Here is a 21,109-nt window from a genome sequence, read left to right on the forward strand (position 1 = left end):
AGGTTTTGAGGTTCTTGATCCTGGACACCTTATACACCGTCATACACCGTCGCCGGCGGAAAGTTGCGGAATGTCCGGCCAAGCCGGGTCCGCTTCCAGGTCGGAGCGCGCAAGCGTCCAGGAAAGACAAGGCATCGTTTGCAGCATGGTGGCCTCATTGCTGATGCGGGCGATTCGCCCGGCCCGCATTTCGACGAGGCGCTGTTTGCGGCTGCCAAGTTGCATGGACATTGCGAAGAGCGGGATGATTGAAAAAAGCAATTTTTCACCAGAACGACATCTTATGCGGCCGGCGACGCGGCGCGCATGATGCACAACATCGCCTTCGTGGTATCGGGTGGCGGCATGGGCCGGGATCGCGGCGCGCCAGTCGCTGGTGTTTGGCTAGGCCGCAGCGATGCTGAGGCGCGCTCCAGCCTCGGCAAGTGCCGAGGCAATGTCGCGCGGCGGCGGCTGGTCGGTGGCGAGTTCGGAAAAACCGTCGAAGCCGCAGACCTGGACCAGACCCTGGCGACCGAACTTGGTGTGGTCGGTGATGACCAGCGAGCGCTGGCCGCGCGACAGCACCATGCGGGCGAACTCCGCCTCTTCCAGATCGTAGTCGGCAAGGCCTGCGGCGGCATCGACGGCGCCGATCGAAATCACCGCATGGCTGACCGAGAAGCGGCTGACGAAATCGATCGCCGAGGCGCCGAAGGCGGCCCCGGAATCGCTGCGCAATTCGCCCCCGGCCATATAGACCTTGTTGCCGTTGACGGTGGCCAGCGTGCGGGCGATATCGGACGAGTTGGTGACGACCGTCAGCCGCCGGTGGCCGAGCAGTTCGCGGGCCAGGAACGAGGTCGTGGTGCCGGTGTCCAGCATGACCGATTCACCGTCGCGAATGGTGGCAGCGACCATGCGGGCGATCAGCCGCTTGGCCTCGGCATTGTCGCGCATGCGCCGCTCGAAGGGCGCTTCGCCGGCCATCGACGGCAGGCCGATGGCGCCATGCATCTTGAGCACCGAGCCATTGCCGGTCAGTGGCTTGACATCCCGGCGCACCGTTTCAAGCGAAACCCCCAGCCGGTCGGCGAGGCTGGCAATGGTGACGGTGCCCTCTTCCTTGAGGAGGCGGAGGATTTCGCCATGCCGTTTCGAATGGATCATCTGGCTTCCTCAATTTGCGGCCTGCCCGGTTTTAGGGCAATGCCGCCGTTTTTAAAGGAATTGCTCGTGGTTTCGGGCAAAACACCCAAAAAAAGTCACAACATTTCATTGACAGATAAGCAGCACTAGCGTGACATTGATGGCGTGACAGGGCTTCGGAACTGCCACGGGAGGGTGATGGCAGAGCCGCATTTCACGGACCCGACCGTCTGGCCAGACCGTCTGGGATTGAACTGGCACAAAGTTTTTCAAATCCGCGGGGGCGGAGACCGGGTATCAAAACCTGGCCAGAGGGGCTCGTCGGTGCGGTGCGGGATAGGAGTTCCTGTGTCCCGCACCGACGAGATTTTTGCGCTTCCCCTAACCCTCGTTGCGCGGCGCTTGGCGCCTATCGAAGCTCCGCAAAAGTCAGGGATGGCCCCGTGACTGCTGAAGACCGCATCCGGGCCTTGCCTTGCTGGAATGGCAGCATCGACATTGCGCCGCTGCCGGGCGGCCTCAGCAACGCCAACTATCTGGTCAAGGACGCGGCCGGGCGGCATGTCGTGCGCTTCGGCCAGGACTATCCATTTCACCACGTCTTTCGCGACCGCGAGGTGATGACGGCCCGTGCGGCGCACGCCGCAGGCTTCGCGCCGGCGGTCCGCCATTCCGAACCCGGCATCATGGTCACGGAATTTCTCGGCGCGAAAACCTATGTTGCCGAGGACGTGCGCGCCAATATCGGCCGCGTCGCAGCCCTTATGCGCGGGTTCCATCGCGAGATGCCCAATCACATCTCCGGCGCCGGCTTCATGTTCTGGGTCTTCCATGTCATCCGCGACTATGCGCGAACGCTGAGCGAAGGCGGCAGCCGCAAGCGCGACGAGCTGCCCAGGCTGCTGGCTCTGGCCGACGAGTTGGAGCGGGCCCAGAAACTGCTGCCGATCGTCTTCGGCCACAATGATCTTTTGCCGGCAAATATTCTCGACGATGGCGACAGGTTGTGGCTCATCGATTTCGAATATGCCGGTTTCAACACCGCGATGTTCGATCTTGCCGGCGTTGCCTCCAACGCCGAGATGAGCGACGCGGAGTCCTTCACTTTCCTCACGGCGTATTTCATGCGCGAGCCGGATGAGGCGATCCGCCGCTCGCACGCGGCCATGCAATGCGCCTCGCTGCTGCGCGAGGCGATGTGGAGCATGGTTTCCGAACTTTACCTCGACGCGCCCGGCATCGACTACGTCGCCTACACCGCGGAGAACCTGACGCGGCTTGACGCGGCGCTGGACAATTACCGCACGAAATACGGGACACAGTCATGAGCTTGCCCACACATGCCGGCATCGTCGTCATCGGCGGCGGCATTATCGGCTGTTCGACGGCCTACCACCTGGCGCGCGACCACAAGGCCGATGTCGTGCTGCTGGAACAGGGCAAGCTGACCTCGGGTTCGACCTGGCACGCGGCCGGGCTGGTCGGCCAGCTGCGCTCGTCCGCCTCGATCACCCGCGTGCTCAAATATTCGGTCGAGCTCTACAAGGGGCTGGAAGCCGAAACCGGGCTCGCTACCGGCTGGAAGATGACCGGGTGCCTCAGGCTTGCGACCAATGCCGACCGCTGGACCGAATATAAACGGCTGGCGACGACGGCCAGGAGCTTCGGCATGGACATGCAGTTGCTGTCGCCGGGGGAGGTCAAAAAGATGTGGCCGCTGCTGGAGACCGGCGACCTCGTCGGCGCCTCCTGGCTGCCGACCGATGGGCAGGCCAGCCCCTCCGACATCACGCAGTCGCTGGCCAAGGGCGCGCGCATGCATGGCGCCAAGCTGTTCGAGGACGTCCGCGTTACCGGCTTTGACATGACGGACGGGCACATCACCGCGGTGAAGACCAACAAGGGCGACATTGCTTGCGACAAGGTGGTGAACTGCGCCGGGCAATGGTCACGCCAGGTCGGCGCGATGGCCGGCATTTGCGTGCCGCTGCAACCGGTCAAGCACCAGTACATCATCACCGAGAAGATCGACGGGCTGGCGACCGACGCGCCGACAATCCGCGATCCCGACCGCCGCACCTATTTCAAGGAAGAGGTCGGCGGGCTGGTGATGGGCGGCTATGAGCCGAACCCGCAGGCCTGGGCGACCGGCCTGCCCGGCGGCGATGTCCCCGATGACTGGGAGTTCCGCCTGTTCGACGACGACTACGATCATTTCGAACAGCATATGAGCCAGGCGATCGCGCGCGTGCCGGCGCTGGAGACGGTCGGCGTCAAGCAGATGATCAACGGGCCGGAGAGTTTTACGCCGGACGGCAATTTCATCCTCGGTGTCGCGCCCGAATGCGCCAACATGTTCGTCGGCGCCGGCTTCAACGCCTTCGGCATAGCTTCCGGCGGCGGCGCCGGCTGGGTGCTGGCGCAATGGGTTGTCGATGGTGAAGCGCCGCTCGACCTTTGGGTGGTCGACATCAGGCGCTTTTCCAATTTGCACCGCGACCGGCAATGGGTCAGCGATCGCACGCTGGAAGCCTATGGCAAGCATTACACGATCGGCTTTCCGCATGAGGAGTACGTCTCGGGCCGGCCGCGCATCGTCTCGCCGCTCTACGAGCGGCTGAAAGCGCACCGCGCGGTGTTCGGCTCCAAGCTCGGCTGGGAACGGCCGAACTGGTTCGCGCCGCAGGGCGCCACATCCGAAGACATTTATTCCATGGGCCGGCAGAACTGGTTTGGCCCGGTCGGCGAGGAGCACCGGCATGTGCGCGAGAAAGTCGGCATCTTCGACCAGTCCTCCTTCGCCAAATACGAAATGACGGGTTCGGATGCGGCAAAGGCGCTGGACTGGATCTGCGCCAACGATGTCGCCAAGTCGGTGGGACGGCTGACCTACACGCAGCTTCTCAACACGCGCGGCGGCATCGAGGCCGATTTGACGGTGGCCAGGCTCGCCGAAGACAAATTCTACATCGTGACCGGCACCGGCTTCCGCACGCATGATCTCTCCTGGATCGGCGACCATGTCGGCAAGGGCCTCGACGTGACGTTGAAAGATGTCACCGAGGATTTCGGCACGCTGTCGCTGATGGGGCCGCGCGCCCGCGATGTGCTTTCGGCCGTCACCGACGCGGATGTCTCGAATGCCGCCTTCCCGTTCGGCCATGTCAGCGAGATCGCCATTGCCGGTCATACGGTTCGGGCGCTGCGCGTCACCTATGTCGGCGAGCTCGGCTGGGAATTGCATGTGCCGATCGCCGCCACCGGCGAAATCTTCGACGCATTGATGGCCGCCGGCAAGCCGCTCGGCATCCGGCCGATCGGCTACCGAGCGCTGGAATCACTTCGGCTGGAGAAGGGCTATCGCGCCTGGGGCTCCGACCTCACACCCAACGACACGCCGCTGGAGGCCGGCCTCGGCTGGGCGGTGAAGCTGAGAAAGAACACGGATTTCGTCGGCCGGCGGGCGCTCGAAAAGATCAGCGGCGCCGACCTGAAGAAACGCTTTGCCGGCTTCACGGTCGACGATCCCGATATCGTGCTGGTCGGGCGCGAGACGATTTTGCGCAATGGCGAACCGGTCGGCTATCTCACCAGCGGCGGCTATGGCTACACGCTGGCCAAGAACATCGGTTACGGATATGTCCGCAATGCCGATGGCGTCGGCGACGATTTCCTCGGCTCGGGCGACTATGAGCTGGTGGTCGCCATGGAGCGGACGCCGGCCAAAATCCATCTCGAGCCGATGTACGATCCGGCGATGAGCAAGATCAAAGCGTAGACGAAACCTGGATTAGCTCACACGGAGCACAAGGCCGCGGCTGGGCACGGTGTCAGCCTCGCCCGGCATCGAAACATAAGGCGCAGTCTCCTCGGCACGAACGACCCTGCCCTCAGCCTCGAGCGCAGCGATGCGATCGGCAAAGCCGGCGTTCCACAGCGTGTTCTTGATGGTCAGCACGATGACGCCACCGGGACGGCAGACGCGGATCAGTTCGTCCAGCCCCTCGGCGCCGACATGGCCGGAGGTGAAAACGCCGGCCGAGACGATGCCGGCATAGGCATTGTCGGCAAAGGGCAGCGGCCCGCCGAGCGCTAGGCAATGCAGCGCCGAATAGACGCCCTTTGCCGCCGCCTTGGCCAGCATGCCTTGCGAAATATCGAGCGCTTCGACCTTGGGATAGCCGGTAATGGCCAGCCACTCGCCGATCAGCCCGGTGCCGGCCCCGGCGTCGAGAAGCGGGGCCGCGCCGCGCGGCAGATGCCGTGCGAGCAGGGCCAGGCAGATCGTCGGATGGCGGTAGCCGGCGGCCGACATATCGGCATCGTAGGTTTCCGACCAATTGTCATAGATCGCGGCGACGTCCTCGGGCCGTTGCGCTGAATAGGCGGCGCCAAGCCCGCCATGATCCTTGTTGCCCGCCATGGCTGTTTCTCCGCCAGCTCGCTGCTCACCCTTGATCGGGATGATAGCCAAACGGCGAAAACTGTGGAACCGTTGTCGCAAGAAATAACACGCCAGGGGCAACAGGCATGGGGACCGACGAGGCACGCGCAACACTTGCAGCGATTCCGGCATTAGCGGGCTACGACGGACCGCTGGAGCGGCTCGGCGGGATGACCAATCTCGTCTTTCGGGCCGGCGATATCTGCCTGCGTATCCCCGGCAAAGGCACCGAGGAATATATCAACCGAGCCAATGAAGCGGTGGCGGCGCGTGAGGCGGCCAAAGCCGGCGTCAGCCCCGAAGTGCTGCATGTCGACCCCGCGACAGGCGTGCTGGCGAGCCGTTTCGTTGCCGGCGCCGTGACGATGTCGCCGGACAAATTCAAGCTGCGCGCCGGCAGCCCGGCCCGCGCCGGCGAAGCCTTCCGCAGGCTGCACGCGTCCGGTGCGGTGTTTCCGTTCCGCTTCGAGCTGTTTGCGATGATCGACGACTATCTCAAGGTCTTATCGACCAAGGACGTCGCCTTGCCGCCGGGCTACCACGACGTGGTGCGCGAATCCGACACCGTGCGTGCCGCCCTTGCCGCGCATAGACTGCCGATTGCCGCCTGCCATTGCGATCCACTGTGCGAGAATTTTCTCGATACGGGCGAGCGGATGTGGATCGTCGACTGGGAATATTCGGGGATGAACGACCCGCTCTGGGACCTCGGCGACCTCTCGGTCGAAGGCCGGTTCGACACCGCGCAGGAGGAAGAGATGATGCGCGCCTATTTCGGCCGCGAGGCAAAACCGGCCGAGCGCGGCCGCGTCGTCACCTACAAGGCGATGTGCGACCTGTTGTGGACGCTCTGGGGCCTTATCCAGCTTGCCAACAACAACCCGGTCGAGGATTTCCGCGCCTATGCCGACGGCCGCTTCGCCCGTTGCAAGGCGCTGATGGAAACGCCTGAGTTTTCACGGCATCTGGCGGCGGTGCGCCAAGGTTAAGTCAATTCACGCCTTTCGGCACGTTCTCCGGCGGCACGACTGTTTCGACCACCTTCTGGCGGTGGAAGATGAACAGGCCGGCGAGCACGACGATGGCCGAGCCGATCAGGATGCGCGGTCCCGGCACGTCGCCGAAGAAGGCCAGGCCGAAGATCACCGCCCATAGAAGCAGGCTGTAGTGCAGCGGCGCCAGCGTCGAGGCAGGGGCCAGTTTCAGCGCCCTGGTGATCATCAGATGCGCGCTGCAGGAGACGATGCCGAGCAGGAGCATGGCGCCGAAATCGAGTGCCGAGGGCGTCTGCCAGGCGCCGATGGTCATCACGCCGCCGACCAGCAGCGTGCCGATAGTCTGCCAAGTGACCAGCGTTGTGTCGCTGGTGCCGCGCAGGCGGCGGCTGAGGATGATGGCGAAGGCGAAGGCAATGCTGCCGACCAGTGCGAACAGCGAGGACTGCGAGAACGCCGCCGAAGAGGGCTTCAAGATGATCAGCACGCCGCAGAAGCCGACCAGGATGGCGGCCCAGCGGCGCCAGCCGACCTTTTCGCCGAGCAGGAAATGCGACAGCGCCGCCACATAGATCGGCCCGGCCATGTAGAAGCTCATTACATCGGCCAGCGGCAGATAGACGACGGCGGCGTAAAACAAGGCTGTGTCCACCGTGGTCGCCAGCACGCGCAGAATCTGGAGGACCGGCCGCTCCATCTGGAACAGTCTGCCGGCGCCCTGGTTGGCGATCATCGGGCCTAGCACGATGAAGGCGCCGATGGATCGGATCAGCACCACCTGGCCGACCGAGAAGCTGGCGACCAGCCATTTGCCCATCGCGTCGTTCAGCGCGAACATGAAGTCGCCGGCCAGCATCAAAAGGATGCCGGCCAGAAGCGCGTTCCTGATGGTAAAGGTGCGGACGAGCGACTGGGCCATGCGGCTCCCTAGCTGCAAGCGGCCGCTTTGACGAGGCAAATCGGTAAGACCAGCGGCGGAAATCGGCTGTTTCTACGCAGTTTTGTGCCGCCGGTTCACCTGTCCGGGACGGCCGGCGATCGACAGCCGTGTCTCCTGCTTCGTGCGCTCGGCCACCACCTTGCCCCTGGCGACGACGCACAGCCGTTCGGCACGTAACCTCAAGGCTTCGATCGGGTTGCCGGCATCGAGGATAACGAAGCTGGCGCGCTTGCCCACAGCAAGGCCGAGATGATCGAGGCCCATGATGGCGGCGTTGACGTTGGTGACCATGTCGAAGCAGCGTGCCATGTCGGCAGGGCTCGACATCTGAGCGACGTGAAGCCCCATGAAGGCGACGTCGAGCATGTCGGCGGTGCCCAGCGAATACCAGGGGTCGAGAACGCAATCCTGGCCCCAACCGACCCGGATGCCGAGCGCCAGCATCTCCTTGACCCGGGTCATCCCGCGGCGTTTGGGAAACGTGTCGTGGCGGCCCTGCAGCATGATGTTGATCAACGGATTGGGGATCGCCGAGACACCGGCCTCGGCGATCAGCGGCAGCAGCTTGGAGACGTAATAATTGTCCATCGAGTGCATCGAGGTGAGGTGCGAGCCGGCCACCTTGCCCTGCAGGCCAAGGCGCTGCGTCTCATAGGCAAGCTGCTCGATGTGGCGCGACAGCGGATCGTCGGTCTCGTCGCAATGCAGGTCGACCATCAGCCCGCGCTTAGCCGCGATTTCGCACAATTCGGTCACCGAGCGCGTGCCGTCGGCCATGGTGCGTTCGAAATGCGGGATGCCGCCGACGATGTCGACGCCCATGTCGAGCGCGCGCAGCGTGTTCTGGCGCGCCGTCGGCGAACGGTAAAAGCCATCCTGCGGGAAAGCGACCAGTTGCAGATCGATATAGGGCGCGACAATCTTCTTGACGTCGAGCAGCGCCTCGACCGCCAGCAACCGGTCGTCGCAGACATCGACATGGGTGCGGATGGCGAGCAGGCCCATCGAGACCGCCCAGTCGCAATAGGCGAGCGCCCGCTCGCGCACCGCCTCATGCGTCAACAGCGGCTTGAGTTCGCCCCACAGCGATATGCCTTCCAGCAGCGTGCCCGAAGCGTTGATGCGCGGGATGCCATAAGACAGCGTCGCATCCATGTGGAAATGCGGATCGACGAAGGGCGGCGAGATCAGATTGCCGCACGCGTCGATCGCCGTGCCGGCAGTGACGGCGAGTTCGTGCTCTATGGCGACGATCGTCTCGCCGACGATGCCGAGGTCGGCAACGGCGCCGTCAGGCAGCGTTCCGCCGCGCACAACAAGGTCGAAATCCATCTGCCGTCATCTCCCTGAAGCTCGAACGCCGTAATCGTGGCGCAAAAGACGCATTGCCGCAGCTGTTTGCCTTCGCGGCAGCGAAAGGTTCCATCCAGCCACAACTCGCTCTATAAGCCGCCTTTCGCCCCGGTGGCGAATCCGAAATTCGTCTAGTCAGGCATGGGATCTGCCATTTGTTTCGCTTCTTCCGTTCGACGGAAAACCAGCGCCTTATCGCAAGGCTTTTGCGGGAATCCTTTCACGCGCATAGATTTGGCTACGCTGCGGCCATTCTGTCGATGCTGGTGGTGGCGGCAACGACAGCAGCCAGCGCCTATATGCTGCGCGAAATCACCAATGAATTCGTGGTTTACAAGCGGATTGGGCAGGTCAATCTGATCGCGGCGGCGACCGGAGCGATCTTCATTCTCAAGGGCTTCGCAAACTTCATCCAGGCCTACTTCATGAGCAGGGTCGGCAATGCCATCATCGCCGACCGGCAGCGCAAGATCTATGACAGCATTCTCGCGCAAGGCATCGAATTCTATCATTCGACCTCTTCGTCCGAACTGATTTCGCGCATGACGAACAATGCCCAGGCCGCGCGCAGCGTGCTCGACCAAATCGTCACGTCCTATGTTCGCGACCTGGTGACGCTGGCTGCGCTGGTGGGTGTGATGGTCTGGCAGCAGCCGGCGCTGTCCCTGATCTGTCTGGTGATCGGGCCGATTGCCATTTACGGCGTCAATCGTATCCTGAAGCGCGTCCGAAAAATTGCCTCGCAAGAATTCCGTTCGCTCGGCCAGATCGTGCAGGTGATGCAGGAAACTGCGATCGGCGTGCGCGTCGTCAAATCCTTCGGTCTCGAAGGCGCCATGCGCAAGCGCATGTACAAGGCCGTGTCGGACGTGGAGAGCCGCGCCAACAACATCGCCACGCTGGAGGCCGCCACCAGCCCGGTTATGGAAACGCTTGCGGGGCTGGCCATCGCTGGCGCCGTTTTTGTCAGCGGCTTCCTGGTTCTGGGCGGCGGCGGTCAGATGCCGGGCAACATCATGGCCTTCATCGCGGCGCTGCTGTTGGCCTATGAGCCGGCCAAGCGCCTGGCCCGCGTACGCATCTCGCTTGAAACCGGCATTGTCGGCGTGCGCATGATGTTCCAGCTCGCCGACCGGCCGCTGACGCTGGCCGAAAAGCCGGATGCAAAGCCGCTGCGGGCCGGGCCGGGCGAGATCCATTTCGACAATGTCAGCTTCGCCTACCCCGAAAGCGCGCCGGTGTTCGAGGGACTGGACCTGACGCTTGCCGCAGGCAAAATGACGGCGCTCGTCGGACCCTCGGGCAGTGGCAAGTCGACCATCCTCAACCTGATCATGCGCATGTACGACCCGCAGAGCGGCAGGGTGATGTTCGACGGGCAGGACATTTCTTGTGCCACGCTTACCTCGGTCAGGGAAAAGATCGCCTATGTCAGCCAGGACACGTTCCTGTTTGCCGGCACGATCATGCACAACATCAGGCTCGGGCGCGAGGGCGCCACGGACGAGGAAGTAATGGCCGCCGCAAGGGCCGCCAATGCACATGACTTCATCAGCGCCCAGGCGAAAGGCTACGACACGGATGTCGGCGAGAATGGCGCGCTGCTGTCAGGCGGCCAGCGCCAGCGCATCTCGATCGCACGCGCCATGCTGCGCAATGCCGAAATCCTGCTTCTGGACGAGGCGACCAGCGCACTCGACGCCGAATCCGAGGCGCTGTTCCGCGACGCGCTGCAGCAGCTGACGGTCGGGCGCACCACCATCGTCATTGCCCACCGCCTGTCGACTGTGCACCAGGCCGACACGATCGTGGTGCTGGAGGCCGGCAAGGTGGTGGAAAGCGGCGCGCATCGCACGCTGCTCAACCAGGGCGGGATGTATCAGAAGCTTTACGAATATCAGCTGATGCCGTGAGCTTTACCCTCCCCCTTGTGGGGAGGGTCGCTGCGCAGCAGCGGGGTGGGGGTCGGCGCCGCACCCCCTCACTGCGGCACGTGCCTCACCGCGCCCTTGTCTGCGCTGGTGGCGAAGGCTGCGTAAGCGCGCAGCGCGGTCGTCACCTTGCGCTTGCGCTTTTCCTCGGGCTTCCAGGCCATGGCGCCCTTTGCCTCCATGGCCGCGCGGCGCGCATCTAGCTCGGCGTCACTGACCGCCAGACGTATGGTGCGGTTGGGGATGTCGATCTCGATCGTGTCGCCCTCTTGCACCAGCCCGATCAATCCGCCTTCGGCCGCCTCCGGTGAGGCATGGCCGATCGACAGGCCTGATGTGCCGCCCGAGAAGCGGCCGTCGGTGACCAGCGCGCAGGCTTTGCCGAGGCCTTTCGACTTCAGATAGCTGGTGGGGTAGAGCATTTCCTGCATGCCGGGGCCGCCACGCGGCCCTTCATAGCGGATGACGACGACATCGCCGGCCTTGATCTCGTTGGACAGGATCGCTTTGACGGAAGCGTCCTGGCTTTCGAACACGCGGGCCGGGCCGGTGAACTTCAGGATCGACTCGTCGACCCCGGCGGTCTTCACGATGCAGCCGTCGAGCGCGAGATTGCCTTTCAGAACCGCAAGCCCGCCGTCTCTGGAGAACGGCGTTTCGGCCGAACGGATGACGCCCTTCTCGCGGTCGAGGTCGAGCTCGTCCCAGCGGCGGTCCTGGCTGAAGGCGACCTGTGTCGGCACGCCACCCGGAGCGGCGAGAAAGAAGTCGCGGACGCTCTGGCTCGAGGTGCGGGAGATGTCCCAATGGTCAAGCGCTTCGCCGAGGCTTGCCGTATGCACCGTGGGCAGGTTGCGGTTGAGCAGCCCGGCATTGTCGAGCTGGCCGAGGATCGCCATGATGCCGCCGGCGCGGTGGACGTCTTCCATATGCACGTCGGACTTGGCCGGTGCGACCTTGCATAGCACCGGAACCCGCCGTGACAGCCGGTCGATGTCTTCCATGGTGAAGTCGACTTCTCCCTCGTGCGCGGCGGCAAGGATATGCAGCACGGTGTTGGTCGAGCCGCCCATGGCGATGTCGAGCGTCATGGCGTTCTCGAAGGCGCCCTTCGACGCGATGCTGCGCGGCAGCGCCGTCTCATCATTCTGCTCATAATAGCGCTGGGCGAGATCGACGATAAGGTGACCCGCCTCGACGAACAGCCGCTTGCGGTCGGCGTGGGTTGCCAGCGTCGAGCCGTTGCCCGGCAGCGAGAGCCCCAGTGCTTCGGTCAGGCAGTTCATCGAATTGGCGGTGAACATGCCCGAGCACGAGCCGCAGGTCGGGCAGGCCGAGCGCTCGATGACCTTGACGTCCTCGTCGGAGATCTTGTCATCGGCGGCGGCAACCATGGCGTCGACCAGGTCGAGCGCTTGTGTCTTGCCGGCGAGCACCACCTTGCCGGCTTCCATCGGCCCCCCGGAGACGAAGACGCTTGGGATATTGAGGCGCAAGGAGGCCATCAGCATGCCGGGCGTGATCTTGTCGCAATTGGAGATGCAGACCATGGCATCGGCGCAATGCGCGTTGACCATGTATTCGACCGAGTCCGCGATCAGCTCGCGCGACGGCAGCGAATAGAGCATGCCGTCATGGCCCATGGCGATGCCGTCATCGACGGCGATGGTGTTGAATTCCTTGGCGACACCGCCGGCCTTCTCGATCTCGCGCGCAACCAGCTGGCCAAGGTCCTTCAGATGCACATGGCCGGGCACGAACTGGGTGAAGGAGTTGACCACCGCAATGATCGGCTTGCCGAAATCCGAGTCCTTCATGCCTGTGGCGCGCCACAGGCCGCGGGCGCCGGCCATGTTGCGGCCGTGGGTGGTGGTGCGGGAGCGATAGGCAGGCATGAATTTTCCTTGGCTGGCTGGCTGCGCTCAACGCGGAGCGTGGCGGCGCTGGATTTGGATCGCAGGGTTTATAGACCGGCAAGTATGGTCTGGCCACATTTTTGCAATGCGCCAGAGTCTCGCTGAAATCAGGGTTTCGAAAAAGATTGCCGGCCAGTGTCGGATCGCTAGCCCGGCATCCGTCCTTGGGACGACGGCAAGGGAATGGCACCATTTCAATAAGTCAGCAGCTTCACCTGTAACCGCAACCAAACACCCGAGGAGCATGACATGCAAAAGATCACCACCTGCCTGTGGTTCGATGGCCAGGCCGAAGAGGCGATGAATTTCTACGTTTCCATCTTCAAGAACTCGAAGGTGCTGAGCGTGCTGCGTTGGCCCGAAGGCCATGCCGATGCCGGCAAGGCGCTGGTGACCACGTTCGAACTCGACGGCGTGCAGTTCCAGGCACTCAACGGCGGACCGCAATTCAAGTTCAATGAGGCGATGTCACAGTCGATCGACTGCAAGACCCAGGAAGAGGTCGATTATTTCTGGGACAAGCTCATCGAAGGCGGCGGCGAACCGTCGCAATGCAGCTGGCTGAAGGACAAGTTCGGCGTCTCCTGGCAAGTCGTGCCGGAGCAACTGCCGCGCCTGCTTCTGGATCCGGACCGGGCCAAGGCCGGGCGGGTGATGTCGGCGATGATGCAGATGAGCAAGATCGATATTGCCAAGATCGAGGAAGCTGCGAAGGGGTGAGAAGCGGCCGCGTAGCGGACGAAAAGCCAATTGCTTTGCTTTTCGAGCTTCGAACGCCCTGAGCCATGCGAACGGCCGGCGCGCGTTGGAGCCAATTGACCCTTCAACGTCGGAGCTGCCCCTCATCCGCCCTTCGGGCACCTTCTCCGCGTAAACGGGCAGAAGGAAAAGGGGCGCCTTACGCCGCGTTGTCGCGGACCTGGTAGTCCTTGATGGTGGCGAAGCGGATCGCCCTCCAGCGTTCGGCTTCGTAGTTCAGCGAGAAGGCGTTCTGGGCCAGAAACACCGGGTCGTTGTCGAGATCACGGGCGATGTCGCCGCGATGCGCCTCAATGAAGCGAAGCGTCTCGGCCTTGTCGTCGGCAGAGATCCAGCGGCAGACCGAGAAGCGCGACATCTCGAATTCGACCGGCAGCGTGTATTCGAAATTCAACCTTTCCTTCAAGACGTCGAGCTGCAGCGCGCCGACAACGCCGACGATGGCCGGCGAGCCGTCTTCCGGCGAAAACAGCTGCACGACGCCTTCCTCGGCCATCTGGTGCAGCGCTTCCTTGAGTTTTTTCGCCTTCATCGCGTCGCCGAGGCGCACACGGCGCAGGATTTCCGGCGCGAAGTTAGGTACGCCGCGGAACAGTATCTCCTCGCCTTCGGTCAGCGTGTCGCCAATGCGTAGCGTGCCGTGGTTGGGGATGCCGACGACATCGCCGGCAAACGCTTCGTCGGCGGTGACGCGGGTGCGGGCAAAGAAGAATTGCGGCGCCGACAGGCTCATCGGCTTGCCGGTGCGCACCAATTTCGCCTTCATGCCGCGCTCGAGCTTGCCCGAACAGACGCGCACGAAGGCGATGCGGTCGCGATGGTTGGGGTCCATGTTGGCCTGGATCTTGAACACGAAGGACGTCATCTTCTCCTCCGTCGCCTCGACCTTGCGGGTGTCTGCGTCCTGCGCACGCGGCGGCGGGCCGAAGGCACCGAGCGCCTCGATCAGGTCGAGCACGCCGTAATTGCGCAGCGCCGAGCCGAAATAGACCGGCGTCAGATGGCCCTCACGGAACGCGACAATATCAAGAGGTCGGCAGGCCTCGCGCGCGAGTTCCAGCTCCTCGATGAAGGCTTCGCGCTCGTTTTCCGGCAGCAGGCCGGCGACGCGGTTGGAGTCGGGGCCGTTGACCGGCGTGCGGTCTTTCTCGGCATCGCCCCTGCGCACAGCGTTGAGCGCCAGGTGGTAGGTGCCGGCAAAAGTCTTGCCGCGGCCGATCGGCCAGGTGATGGGGGCAGTGTCCAGCGCCAGCTTCTGCTCGATCTCGTCCAAAATCTCGAAGGGGTCGCGGCTTTCGCGGTCCATCTTGTTGATGAAGGTGATGATGGGGATATCGCGCAGCCGGCAGACCTCGAACAGCTTCAGCGTGCGCGGCTCGATGCCCTTGGCGGCGTCGATGACCATGACGGCCGAGTCCACCGCCGACAGCGTGCGGTAGGTGTCGTCGGCAAAATCCTCGTGGCCGGGCGTATCGAGCAGGTTGAAGACATTGTCCTCGTATTCGAAGGTCATCACCGAGGTGACGACCGAAATGCCGCGCTCGCGCTCGATCTTCATCCAGTCGGACCGCGTCTGGATGCGGTCCTTCTTGGCCTTGACCTCGCCCGCAAGCTGGATGGCGCCGCCGAACAGCAGCAGCTTTTCGGTGAGCGTCGTCTTGCCGGCGTCGGGGTGGGCGATGATCGCGAAAGTGCGGCGGCGCGATACCGCCTGTTCGATGTCTTCAGCCAATTTCTGGAATCCTGTCTGTGGCGCGGGCTTCTAGCAGCGCATTGCCAGCCTGTCGACCGTTTCGGGCCGGCAGGCCTCGACCGCCCTTGAGCTTAACCCGCTGCGGTGGCATCAGAGGAGCCCATTTTGAGAGGTCCGGTATGAGCAGCGCTAAAGAAGTCATCGTCATCGGCGCCGGCATTATCGGGGCGTCCATCGCCTGGCACCTGACCAAGGCCGGGGCGCGGGTGACTGTGATTTCCGATAGTGGTGCCGGCGGCGTCGCCACGCCAAACTCCTTTGCCTGGATCAACGCCAGCTGGGGCAATCCCGAAATCTATTTCCGGCTGCGCATCCGTGCGATGGCCGAATGGAAGCGGCTGGCAAACGAGCTGCCCGGCCTGCCGCTCGCCTGGTGCGGCGGGCTGTGCTGGGATTTGCCGGCCGACCGGCTCGAAGCCTACGCGGCTGAGCACGCTTCCTGGGGTTACGGCATCGAACGCGTCGACGCCGGGCGGGCAGCGCAAATCGAGCCCAATCTCGTCGAGCCGCCGGAATTCGCTGTCTATGTCGCGGAAGAAGGCGTGGCCGAACCGGTCGCAGCGGCCAAGGCGCTGCTGGCCGACGCAGAACGGCAAGGTGCGCGCGTTCTCTCCAGTTCTGTAACCGCACTTGTCCAGACCGATGGCAGGATTGCCGGTGTCGATACATCGCATGGGCTGATGCCTGCCGAAGAGGTGGTGATCGCAGCCGGTGTCGGGGCGCCCGATATTGCCGCTACCGTCGGCATCAAGCTGCCGATCGAGACGCCGCCCGGTCTGATCGTCCACTCGCAGCCCTACAAGAAGCTCCTCACCGGGCTGGTGCATGCCGAGAGGCTGCATATGCGCCAGACGGCGGAGGGCCGCATCATCGCCGGCTCGGATTTCGCGGGGAGCGATCCCGGTGAGAATCCCGACGCCACGGCGCGCGAGCTGTTTGCAGCAATGAAGGCGGCCTTGCGCGGCGCCGACGAACTGGAATTCGATTTCCACACGGTTGGCTACCGGCCGACGCCGATCGACGGCTTTCCGATCATCGGCCGCGCCGAGGGCGCCGACGGCCTCTATGTCGCCGTCATGCATTCCGGCATCACGCTGGCGCCAGCGGTCGGGCTGTTCGCCACGCGCGAAATTCTCGACGGCGAGCGTGATCCGCTGCTGACGCCTTATGGGTTGGGTCGGTTTGCTCAGTAGCCCGGCGGACGCTTGAAGCCGCCGGTCAGCGCTTCGATCGCCTTGGCGATGCCGAGCAGCCGCGATTCCGACCAGCGCTTGCCGACCAGTTGCAGGCCGATAGGCAGGCCGTCGCGGTCTTGCCCGCAGGGCAGCGAGAGTGCCGGATGGCCGGAATAATTGAAGACCGCGCCATAGGCCGGTAGCATCCAATAGCTTTGCTCCTTGCCGTCGACTTCGATCGGCGTGCCGGGCTCACAATGCGCGAAGGCCGTGGTCATGGCGACCGGGCACAGCAAGGCATCGCAGGTTTCGAAGAACCTGTCCCAGGCCAGGATCGAGCGGTCGCGGCGAGCGAGCGCCTCGAACCAATTGGTGATCGGCGTTGGCTGCTCCGGCGGTTCGGGCTGCGCTGCCTCCAGCATCATGCCGATCAGATCGCCGCCCTGCTCCAGATCGTCATGCAGATCGATCTCAGGCAAGTTCGCTTCTTCCACAATCACCCCTGCTGATTGCAAGCGCTTGGCCAGGCTTTCGACCGCGGCAGCGATTTTACCAGCCACCGGAAAGCCGGGGAAGGACGGCGCGACGGCGATGCGCAATGTCTTGAGGTCGAGCCTGGGCATGGCCTCTACGGGCACCGGCGCGAGGTCGGTGTCTGCTCCGTCCGGGCCGGCGATGATTTTGTAGATCAGCGCAAGATCGTCCACGCTGCGCGCCAGCGGGCCGAGGCAGGACATCAACCGCACGCTTCGCGCCGCGCCGTTCGGATCGGGGAAGGCGCCGGCCAGCGACACGCGGTGCTCGGTCGGTTTCAACCCGTAGACACCGCAAAAAGCCGACGGCAGGCGGATCGAATCCTGCATGTCGGTTCCCACATCGAACGGCGTCATGCCGGTCGCCACCGCTGCCGCGGCGCCACCGCTGGACCCGCCTGACGTGCGCGAGCGGTTCCACGGATTGCTGGTGCGACCGAACAGCGGATTGTCCGACTGCCAGTCGCCCAGCATGGTCGCGACATTGGTCTTTCCAATCAGGATGCCGCCTGCGGCTTTCAATCGGGAGACGACCGGGCTGTCCGATTTTGCCGTATGGTTGGCGAAAGGCGGGAAACCGACCGTGGTCTCCATGTCGGCCGTTTCGTGCGTATCCTTCAGGGTGAAGGGCACGCCATGCAGCGGGCCGAGCGCATCGCCATGCGCCAATGCCACGTCGGCGTTTTCAGCGCGCTCACGGGCGCCTTCGCGGTCGAGATTGACGATGGCGTTGACGGCCTCGTTGTGTCGGTCGATTTGGACCAGATGGGCGTCCAGAGCTTCGACGGCGGAGATCTTTCGCGCCGCGATTGCGGCGGCGAGATCGATGGTCGAGGAAAAGGCGAGGTCCATGATTGCTCCGGCTGCTGCCAAACGTATCGCGGTTTGAAACCAAGTTCAGCATTCGGAGATCATCGGCGCTTGATCAAAATTGCGCTTGCCGGTCGGTTGAGGTTGGCGCTCTACGGCGCCCCCCTCTGTCCTGCCGGACATCTCCCTCACTTTGGGGGAGATTGGCAGCTTTGGCTTCGGCGCCCCTTTTCCTGCGTTGAAAATTGGCGAAGGCCGCCGTGACCTCCAATCTCCCCCCTCGTGGGGGAGATGTCCGGCAGGACAGAGGGGGGCGCGAAGGAATGCGGCTTAGACTAGGGCCTAGACGACCAGTGCCAGCCTTGCCACAGCCGGCACGAACGGCCGAATGCTCATCCCATCGCCAGTGATCGTGACAAAACTCGCCGGCGGGATCGCCTGCCAGTCGCCGCCTTCGCGGTCGAAGGGTTCGGACACGATGCAACGACCGCCGTTGCGGAGCGACGTGTACAGCGTCGGTGCGTGGGCATCGCTTGCGTAGCGCACGGCATAGAGCGCGCGCCCATCCGAAAGGGCCGCAGTGAGTTTCAAGGCCGGTTCGAGACCGGCGTGGCGTGACGCCTCCAGAACCCGAGCGGTGGCGCGCGATACTGCCCCTTGCGGGTCGCCAGCAAGACCCTCGTCGATCATCAGCAGGAAAAGCAGCTCGGAATCGGTGGTGCCTTCACGCTGGTCGAAGACGGCGTCGCAGAGCGAGTTCTCCAGCGCGCGGCGGATCTTTTCGAAGCCGCCGATCTGGCCATTGTGCATGAACGACCAGCTGCCGGAGATGAAGGGATGGCAGTTCATGCGGCTGGTGGCGCCGCCGGTCGACGCCCTGACATGGGCGAGGAACAGGCCGGATTTGATCTGCCGGCACAGGCTTTTCAGATTGGGATCCGACCAGGCCGGCAGGATGTCGCGGTAGAGGCCGGGCTCGGGCCGGTCGCCATACCAGGCAAGGCCGAAACCGTCTCCATTGGTCGGCGACTTGGCTTCCTGGGCGCAATGGCTCTGGGCAATCAGCGAGTGGCAAGGCGCGGTGACGACGTCTTCGAGGAAGACCGCTTCACCCAGATAGGCCGCCCATCGGCACATCGCTTCTAACCAATCCTAGGCGCGATCCAAGAGAGCCTGGGGCTCCTTGACCGCGTGCGAGCCTCTGTTGTGCGTCCGTTCATAGAGTTCGCGAACGATTCGGCTTGCCGTAGTTTCGAAGAGAAACGGCAAGAAAGCGTGAACGAGTGCCGCACCAGCGGCCATCAGGAGGCGCGAGCAGAACCAGGCGGCAAAGGCCATATGGCTGAAATAGGTCTCGCCCACCTTGGCCGGGTGAGAGGTGAACAGCTTCGAAAACAGCGTCGTCATGGTGATCCCTCCTGCCGGGATAAGCCCCGATGTGGGTATCCTGCCACGGGGTAAAGGTTCATCGGTCTCAATTTGTCCTTGTCTAACGCCGTGGTTCGGGACATTCATCCCAACATGGCGCTTGAATTTGATGAAATCGACCGAAGATTGCTGGCCGAGCTGCAACGCGACGGCACACTGTCGGTCGATCAGCTCTCCGAAAAAGTGTCGCTGTCGCGCAACGCCTGCTGGCGCCGGGTCAAGCGGCTGGAAGAGGACGGCGTCATCACCGGGCGGGTGGCGCTGGTCGATGCCGACAAGCTCGGGCTCGGGCTTTCGGTGTTCATCCTGATCCGCACGTCCAATCATGACCCGGACTGGCTGCAGAAGTTCCGTGCGGCGGTGACTGGTTTTCCCGAGATCACCGGAGTCTATCGCATGTCCGGCGATCTCGACTACGTGCTGCGCGCCCGCGTCGCTGACATGAAGGCCTATGACCGGCTCTATCAGCGGCTGATCGCCAAGGTGGCGCTGTCGGACGTTTCGGCCTCCTTCGTCATGGAGGAGATCAAGGAGACGACGGTCGTTCCGGTGGAATTGCGCTAGGTCACACTGACGCCCGAAAGAAAGCCGTTGATAGGTCTGCGGACGAGTTGACCGAATCGCCGTTCGCGCCGATAGGATCGATTTTATGCGCGCAGCCCTCCACAATTCCTCCGTCATCGGTCCAACCGTCGGCTTCGTCAGGTTGCCGCATGGCGATGGACTTCCCCTTCCCGCTTACGAAAGCACCGGCGCCGCCGGCATGGATCTGCGCGCCGCGGTGCCGGAAGACCGGCCGCTGCTGATCCTGCCTGGCAAGCGCGCCTTGGTGCCGACCGGTCTGATCCTGGAAATTCCCGAAGGAATGGAAGGCCAGGTGCGGCCGCGCTCCGGCCTTGCCTTCAAGCATGGGCTGACCGTCCTCAATTCACCAGGCACGGTCGACAGCGACTATCGCGGCGAGGTTAAGGTGCTGCTGGTCAACCTCGGCGACGAGGATTTCGCGGTGACGCGCGGCATGCGCATTGCCCAGATCGTCTTTGCCGCGGTGACGCAGGTGACGGTTGAGGAGCGCTCGCTGGCCGGCGCCACGACGCGCGGCGCGGGCGGGTTCGGATCGACCGGCACCGCCTGAATGAGCATACCGAAACTGGTCATCTTCGACTGCGACGGAATCCTGGTCGACACCGAGAACCTTGCCAACCGGCGGCTTGCCGAGTGGTTTGTTGCCGCCGGTTATCCCACCACATTCGAATATTGCCGCAAATATTTTTCCGGCCGCAGCATGGCTTCGGTGCAGAAGGAAATCGAAGAGACGACCACGGTGCGGCTCGGCGCCGATTTCGTCGATCGCTGGAATGCCGGCCTGCCCGATCTGTTTGCGCATGGCGTCGAGGCGATCCCCTATGTGCGCGACTTCATCGAGGCGGTTCGCGCGGCCGGCATTCCCTATTGCGTCGCCACTTCTGCGCGTATCTCGAAGATGCACATCACGCTCGGCCAGACCGGGCTGCTGCCGCTGTTCGAGCATGCCATGTTCTCTTCGACCATGGTCAGCCGCGGCAAGCCGTTCCCGGACCTGTTCCTGCATGCGGCAAAGACCATGGGTTTTGCGCCGGCCGACTGCATCGTCATCGAGGACAGCGTTGCCGGCACGCAGGCCGGCATTGCCGCCGGCATGCGTGTCTATTCCTATCATGGCGATCCCTATTCCGACCGCGATGGCCTGGCCAGCGCCGGCGGCGTCCTTTTCGACGACATGCGCGAACTTGCCGGGCTGGTGCCGATCCACTGAAGCTGTGTTAGGTTCCGCGCGGCCAGCCTGAGGCGCCCATGCCAACGAACCTGCTTCGCTCCATCCTAAAGCGTTTCACCGTTTCATGGAAACGGCGAACCGCTCTATCTTTTTGTTTTGTTGCAATTTCCGGCCGGAAAACCGCACAC

General features: G+C 63.5%; 19 protein-coding genes. 9 read left to right on the plus strand and 10 right to left on the minus strand.

The window, feature by feature from the left end; translation table 11 throughout:
- Positions 1–39 precede the first annotated feature (39 nt).
- Both X728_RS156915 and X728_RS156910 read right to left on the minus strand, forming a co-directional pair.
- Entirely contained in the window at positions 40–315 is a 276-nt protein-coding gene (locus X728_RS156915) for a hypothetical protein (protein WP_155923951.1), read from the minus strand.
- A gap of 69 nt (positions 316–384) precedes the next feature.
- Positions 385–1,149, minus strand: coding sequence for a DeoR/GlpR family DNA-binding transcription regulator (locus X728_RS156910; RefSeq protein ID WP_023685103.1), 765 nt, complete (start codon positions 1,147–1,149; stop codon positions 385–387).
- A gap of 422 nt (positions 1,150–1,571) precedes the next feature.
- Between X728_RS156910 and X728_RS156905 the strand changes: the two genes are divergently transcribed.
- Both X728_RS156905 and X728_RS156900 read left to right on the plus strand, forming a co-directional pair.
- On the plus strand, positions 1,572–2,456 hold the full coding sequence (locus tag X728_RS156905; RefSeq protein WP_023703531.1) for a phosphotransferase family protein: 885 nt from the start codon (positions 1,572–1,574) through the stop codon (positions 2,454–2,456).
- Positions 2,453–4,906, plus strand: a complete 2,454-nt coding sequence (locus X728_RS156900; RefSeq protein ID WP_023831170.1) for an FAD-dependent oxidoreductase — start codon at positions 2,453–2,455, stop codon at positions 4,904–4,906. Before X728_RS156905 ends, X728_RS156900 begins: the two co-directional genes overlap by 4 nt.
- A gap of 12 nt (positions 4,907–4,918) precedes the next feature.
- Here the strand turns inward: X728_RS156900 and X728_RS156895 are convergent, their stop codons facing one another.
- Positions 4,919–5,551, minus strand: coding sequence for a class I SAM-dependent methyltransferase (locus X728_RS156895; RefSeq protein WP_023831171.1), 633 nt, complete (start codon positions 5,549–5,551; stop codon positions 4,919–4,921).
- A gap of 107 nt (positions 5,552–5,658) precedes the next feature.
- On the opposite strand from X728_RS156895, the gene X728_RS156890 reads away from it, so the two are divergent.
- Positions 5,659–6,561 carry a phosphotransferase family protein gene (locus X728_RS156890; protein ID WP_023831172.1) on the plus strand — a complete coding sequence of 301 codons (903 nt, stop codon included), beginning with the start codon at positions 5,659–5,661 and terminating at the stop codon, positions 6,559–6,561.
- Between the two features lies 1 nt (position 6,562).
- Here the strand turns inward: X728_RS156890 and X728_RS156885 are convergent, their stop codons facing one another.
- Together X728_RS156885 and X728_RS156880 are read right to left on the minus strand one after the other, a co-directional pair.
- Positions 6,563–7,486: a DMT family transporter gene (locus X728_RS156885; protein WP_023688809.1), complete on the minus strand. Its 924-nt coding sequence runs from the start codon at positions 7,484–7,486 to the stop codon at positions 6,563–6,565.
- Positions 7,487–7,558: 72 nt separating this feature from the next.
- Positions 7,559–8,839 (minus strand): amidohydrolase family protein, encoded by a 1,281-nt coding sequence (locus X728_RS156880; RefSeq protein WP_023731402.1) that lies wholly within the window; start codon positions 8,837–8,839, stop codon positions 7,559–7,561.
- Positions 8,840–9,015: 176 nt separating this feature from the next.
- Here X728_RS156880 and X728_RS156875 point away from each other — a divergent pair, with 176 nt between their 5' ends.
- Positions 9,016–10,773: an ABC transporter ATP-binding protein gene (locus X728_RS156875; protein ID WP_023831173.1), complete on the plus strand. Its 1,758-nt coding sequence runs from the start codon at positions 9,016–9,018 to the stop codon at positions 10,771–10,773.
- Between the two features lie 68 nt (positions 10,774–10,841).
- On the opposite strand, the gene ilvD is transcribed toward X728_RS156875, so the two are convergent.
- Entirely contained in the window at positions 10,842–12,686 is a 1,845-nt protein-coding gene (gene ilvD, locus X728_RS156870; protein ID WP_023806963.1) for a dihydroxy-acid dehydratase, read from the minus strand.
- Between the two features lie 270 nt (positions 12,687–12,956).
- Between ilvD and X728_RS156865 the strand changes: the two genes are divergently transcribed.
- A complete protein-coding gene (locus X728_RS156865; protein ID WP_023823794.1) occupies positions 12,957–13,427 on the plus strand; it encodes a VOC family protein in 471 nt (156 codons plus the stop codon).
- Between the two features lie 178 nt (positions 13,428–13,605).
- Here the strand turns inward: X728_RS156865 and X728_RS156860 are convergent, their stop codons facing one another.
- Positions 13,606–15,198: a peptide chain release factor 3 gene (locus tag X728_RS156860; protein ID WP_023831174.1), complete on the minus strand. Its 1,593-nt coding sequence runs from the start codon at positions 15,196–15,198 to the stop codon at positions 13,606–13,608.
- Between the two features lie 140 nt (positions 15,199–15,338).
- Here X728_RS156860 and X728_RS156855 point away from each other — a divergent pair, with 140 nt between their 5' ends.
- Positions 15,339–16,412: an FAD-binding oxidoreductase gene (locus tag X728_RS156855; RefSeq protein WP_023831175.1), complete on the plus strand. Its 1,074-nt coding sequence runs from the start codon at positions 15,339–15,341 to the stop codon at positions 16,410–16,412.
- Here the strand turns inward: X728_RS156855 and X728_RS156850 are convergent.
- The 3 genes from X728_RS156850 to X728_RS156840 form a co-directional block, all read right to left on the minus strand.
- Complete coding sequence (locus tag X728_RS156850; protein WP_023736179.1) at positions 16,406–17,779, minus strand: amidase; 1,374 nt, start codon at positions 17,777–17,779, stop codon at positions 16,406–16,408. The genes X728_RS156855 and X728_RS156850 overlap by 7 nt on opposite strands.
- A gap of 300 nt (positions 17,780–18,079) precedes the next feature.
- Entirely contained in the window at positions 18,080–18,874 is a 795-nt protein-coding gene (locus X728_RS156845; protein WP_023703538.1) for a class II glutamine amidotransferase, read from the minus strand.
- A 15-nt stretch (positions 18,875–18,889) separates the two neighbouring features.
- A complete protein-coding gene (locus X728_RS156840; RefSeq protein WP_023685117.1) occupies positions 18,890–19,144 on the minus strand; it encodes a DUF6356 family protein in 255 nt (84 codons plus the stop codon).
- A gap of 114 nt (positions 19,145–19,258) precedes the next feature.
- Here X728_RS156840 and X728_RS156835 point away from each other — a divergent pair, with 114 nt between their 5' ends.
- The 3 genes from X728_RS156835 (at position 19,259) to X728_RS156825 (ending at position 20,960) form a co-directional block, all read left to right on the plus strand.
- A complete protein-coding gene (locus X728_RS156835) occupies positions 19,259–19,729 on the plus strand; it encodes an Lrp/AsnC family transcriptional regulator (protein ID WP_023690042.1) in 471 nt (156 codons plus the stop codon).
- An 85-nt stretch (positions 19,730–19,814) separates the two neighbouring features.
- Positions 19,815–20,300, plus strand: a complete 486-nt coding sequence (dut, locus tag X728_RS156830) for a dUTP diphosphatase (protein WP_023690041.1) — start codon at positions 19,815–19,817, stop codon at positions 20,298–20,300.
- Positions 20,301–20,960, plus strand: a complete 660-nt coding sequence (locus X728_RS156825) for an HAD family phosphatase (RefSeq protein WP_023831176.1) — start codon at positions 20,301–20,303, stop codon at positions 20,958–20,960. It begins immediately after the preceding gene.
- Positions 20,961–21,109: the final 149 nt, after the last annotated feature.

Source organism: Mesorhizobium sp. L103C119B0 (genome assembly GCF_000502235.1).
GTDB lineage: Bacteria > Pseudomonadota > Alphaproteobacteria > Rhizobiales > Rhizobiaceae > Mesorhizobium.

Coding starts and splice junctions, on each gene's coding strand:
- X728_RS156910 (WP_023685103.1), bottom strand. CDS start 1,149: ATGATCCATTCGAAACGGCATGGCGAAATCCTCCGCCTCCTCAAGGAA.
- X728_RS156900 (WP_023831170.1), top strand. CDS start 2,453: ATGAGCTTGCCCACACATGCCGGCATCGTCGTCATCGGCGGCGGCATT.
- X728_RS156895 (WP_023831171.1), bottom strand. CDS start 5,551: ATGGCGGGCAACAAGGATCATGGCGGGCTTGGCGCCGCCTATTCAGCG.
- X728_RS156890 (WP_023831172.1), top strand. CDS start 5,659: ATGGGGACCGACGAGGCACGCGCAACACTTGCAGCGATTCCGGCATTA.
- X728_RS156885 (WP_023688809.1), bottom strand. CDS start 7,486: ATGGCCCAGTCGCTCGTCCGCACCTTTACCATCAGGAACGCGCTTCTG.
- X728_RS156880 (WP_023731402.1), bottom strand. CDS start 8,839: ATGGATTTCGACCTTGTTGTGCGCGGCGGAACGCTGCCTGACGGCGCC.
- ilvD (WP_023806963.1), bottom strand. CDS start 12,686: ATGCCTGCCTATCGCTCCCGCACCACCACCCACGGCCGCAACATGGCC.
- X728_RS156865 (WP_023823794.1), top strand. CDS start 12,957: ATGCAAAAGATCACCACCTGCCTGTGGTTCGATGGCCAGGCCGAAGAG.
- X728_RS156855 (WP_023831175.1), top strand. CDS start 15,339: ATGAGCAGCGCTAAAGAAGTCATCGTCATCGGCGCCGGCATTATCGGG.
- X728_RS156850 (WP_023736179.1), bottom strand. CDS start 17,779: ATGGACCTCGCCTTTTCCTCGACCATCGATCTCGCCGCCGCAATCGCG.
- X728_RS156845 (WP_023703538.1), bottom strand. CDS start 18,874: ATGTGCCGATGGGCGGCCTATCTGGGTGAAGCGGTCTTCCTCGAAGAC.
- X728_RS156840 (WP_023685117.1), bottom strand. CDS start 19,144: ATGACGACGCTGTTTTCGAAGCTGTTCACCTCTCACCCGGCCAAGGTG.
- X728_RS156835 (WP_023690042.1), top strand. CDS start 19,259: ATGGCGCTTGAATTTGATGAAATCGACCGAAGATTGCTGGCCGAGCTG.
- dut (WP_023690041.1), top strand. CDS start 19,815: ATGCGCGCAGCCCTCCACAATTCCTCCGTCATCGGTCCAACCGTCGGC.
- X728_RS156825 (WP_023831176.1), top strand. CDS start 20,301: ATGAGCATACCGAAACTGGTCATCTTCGACTGCGACGGAATCCTGGTC.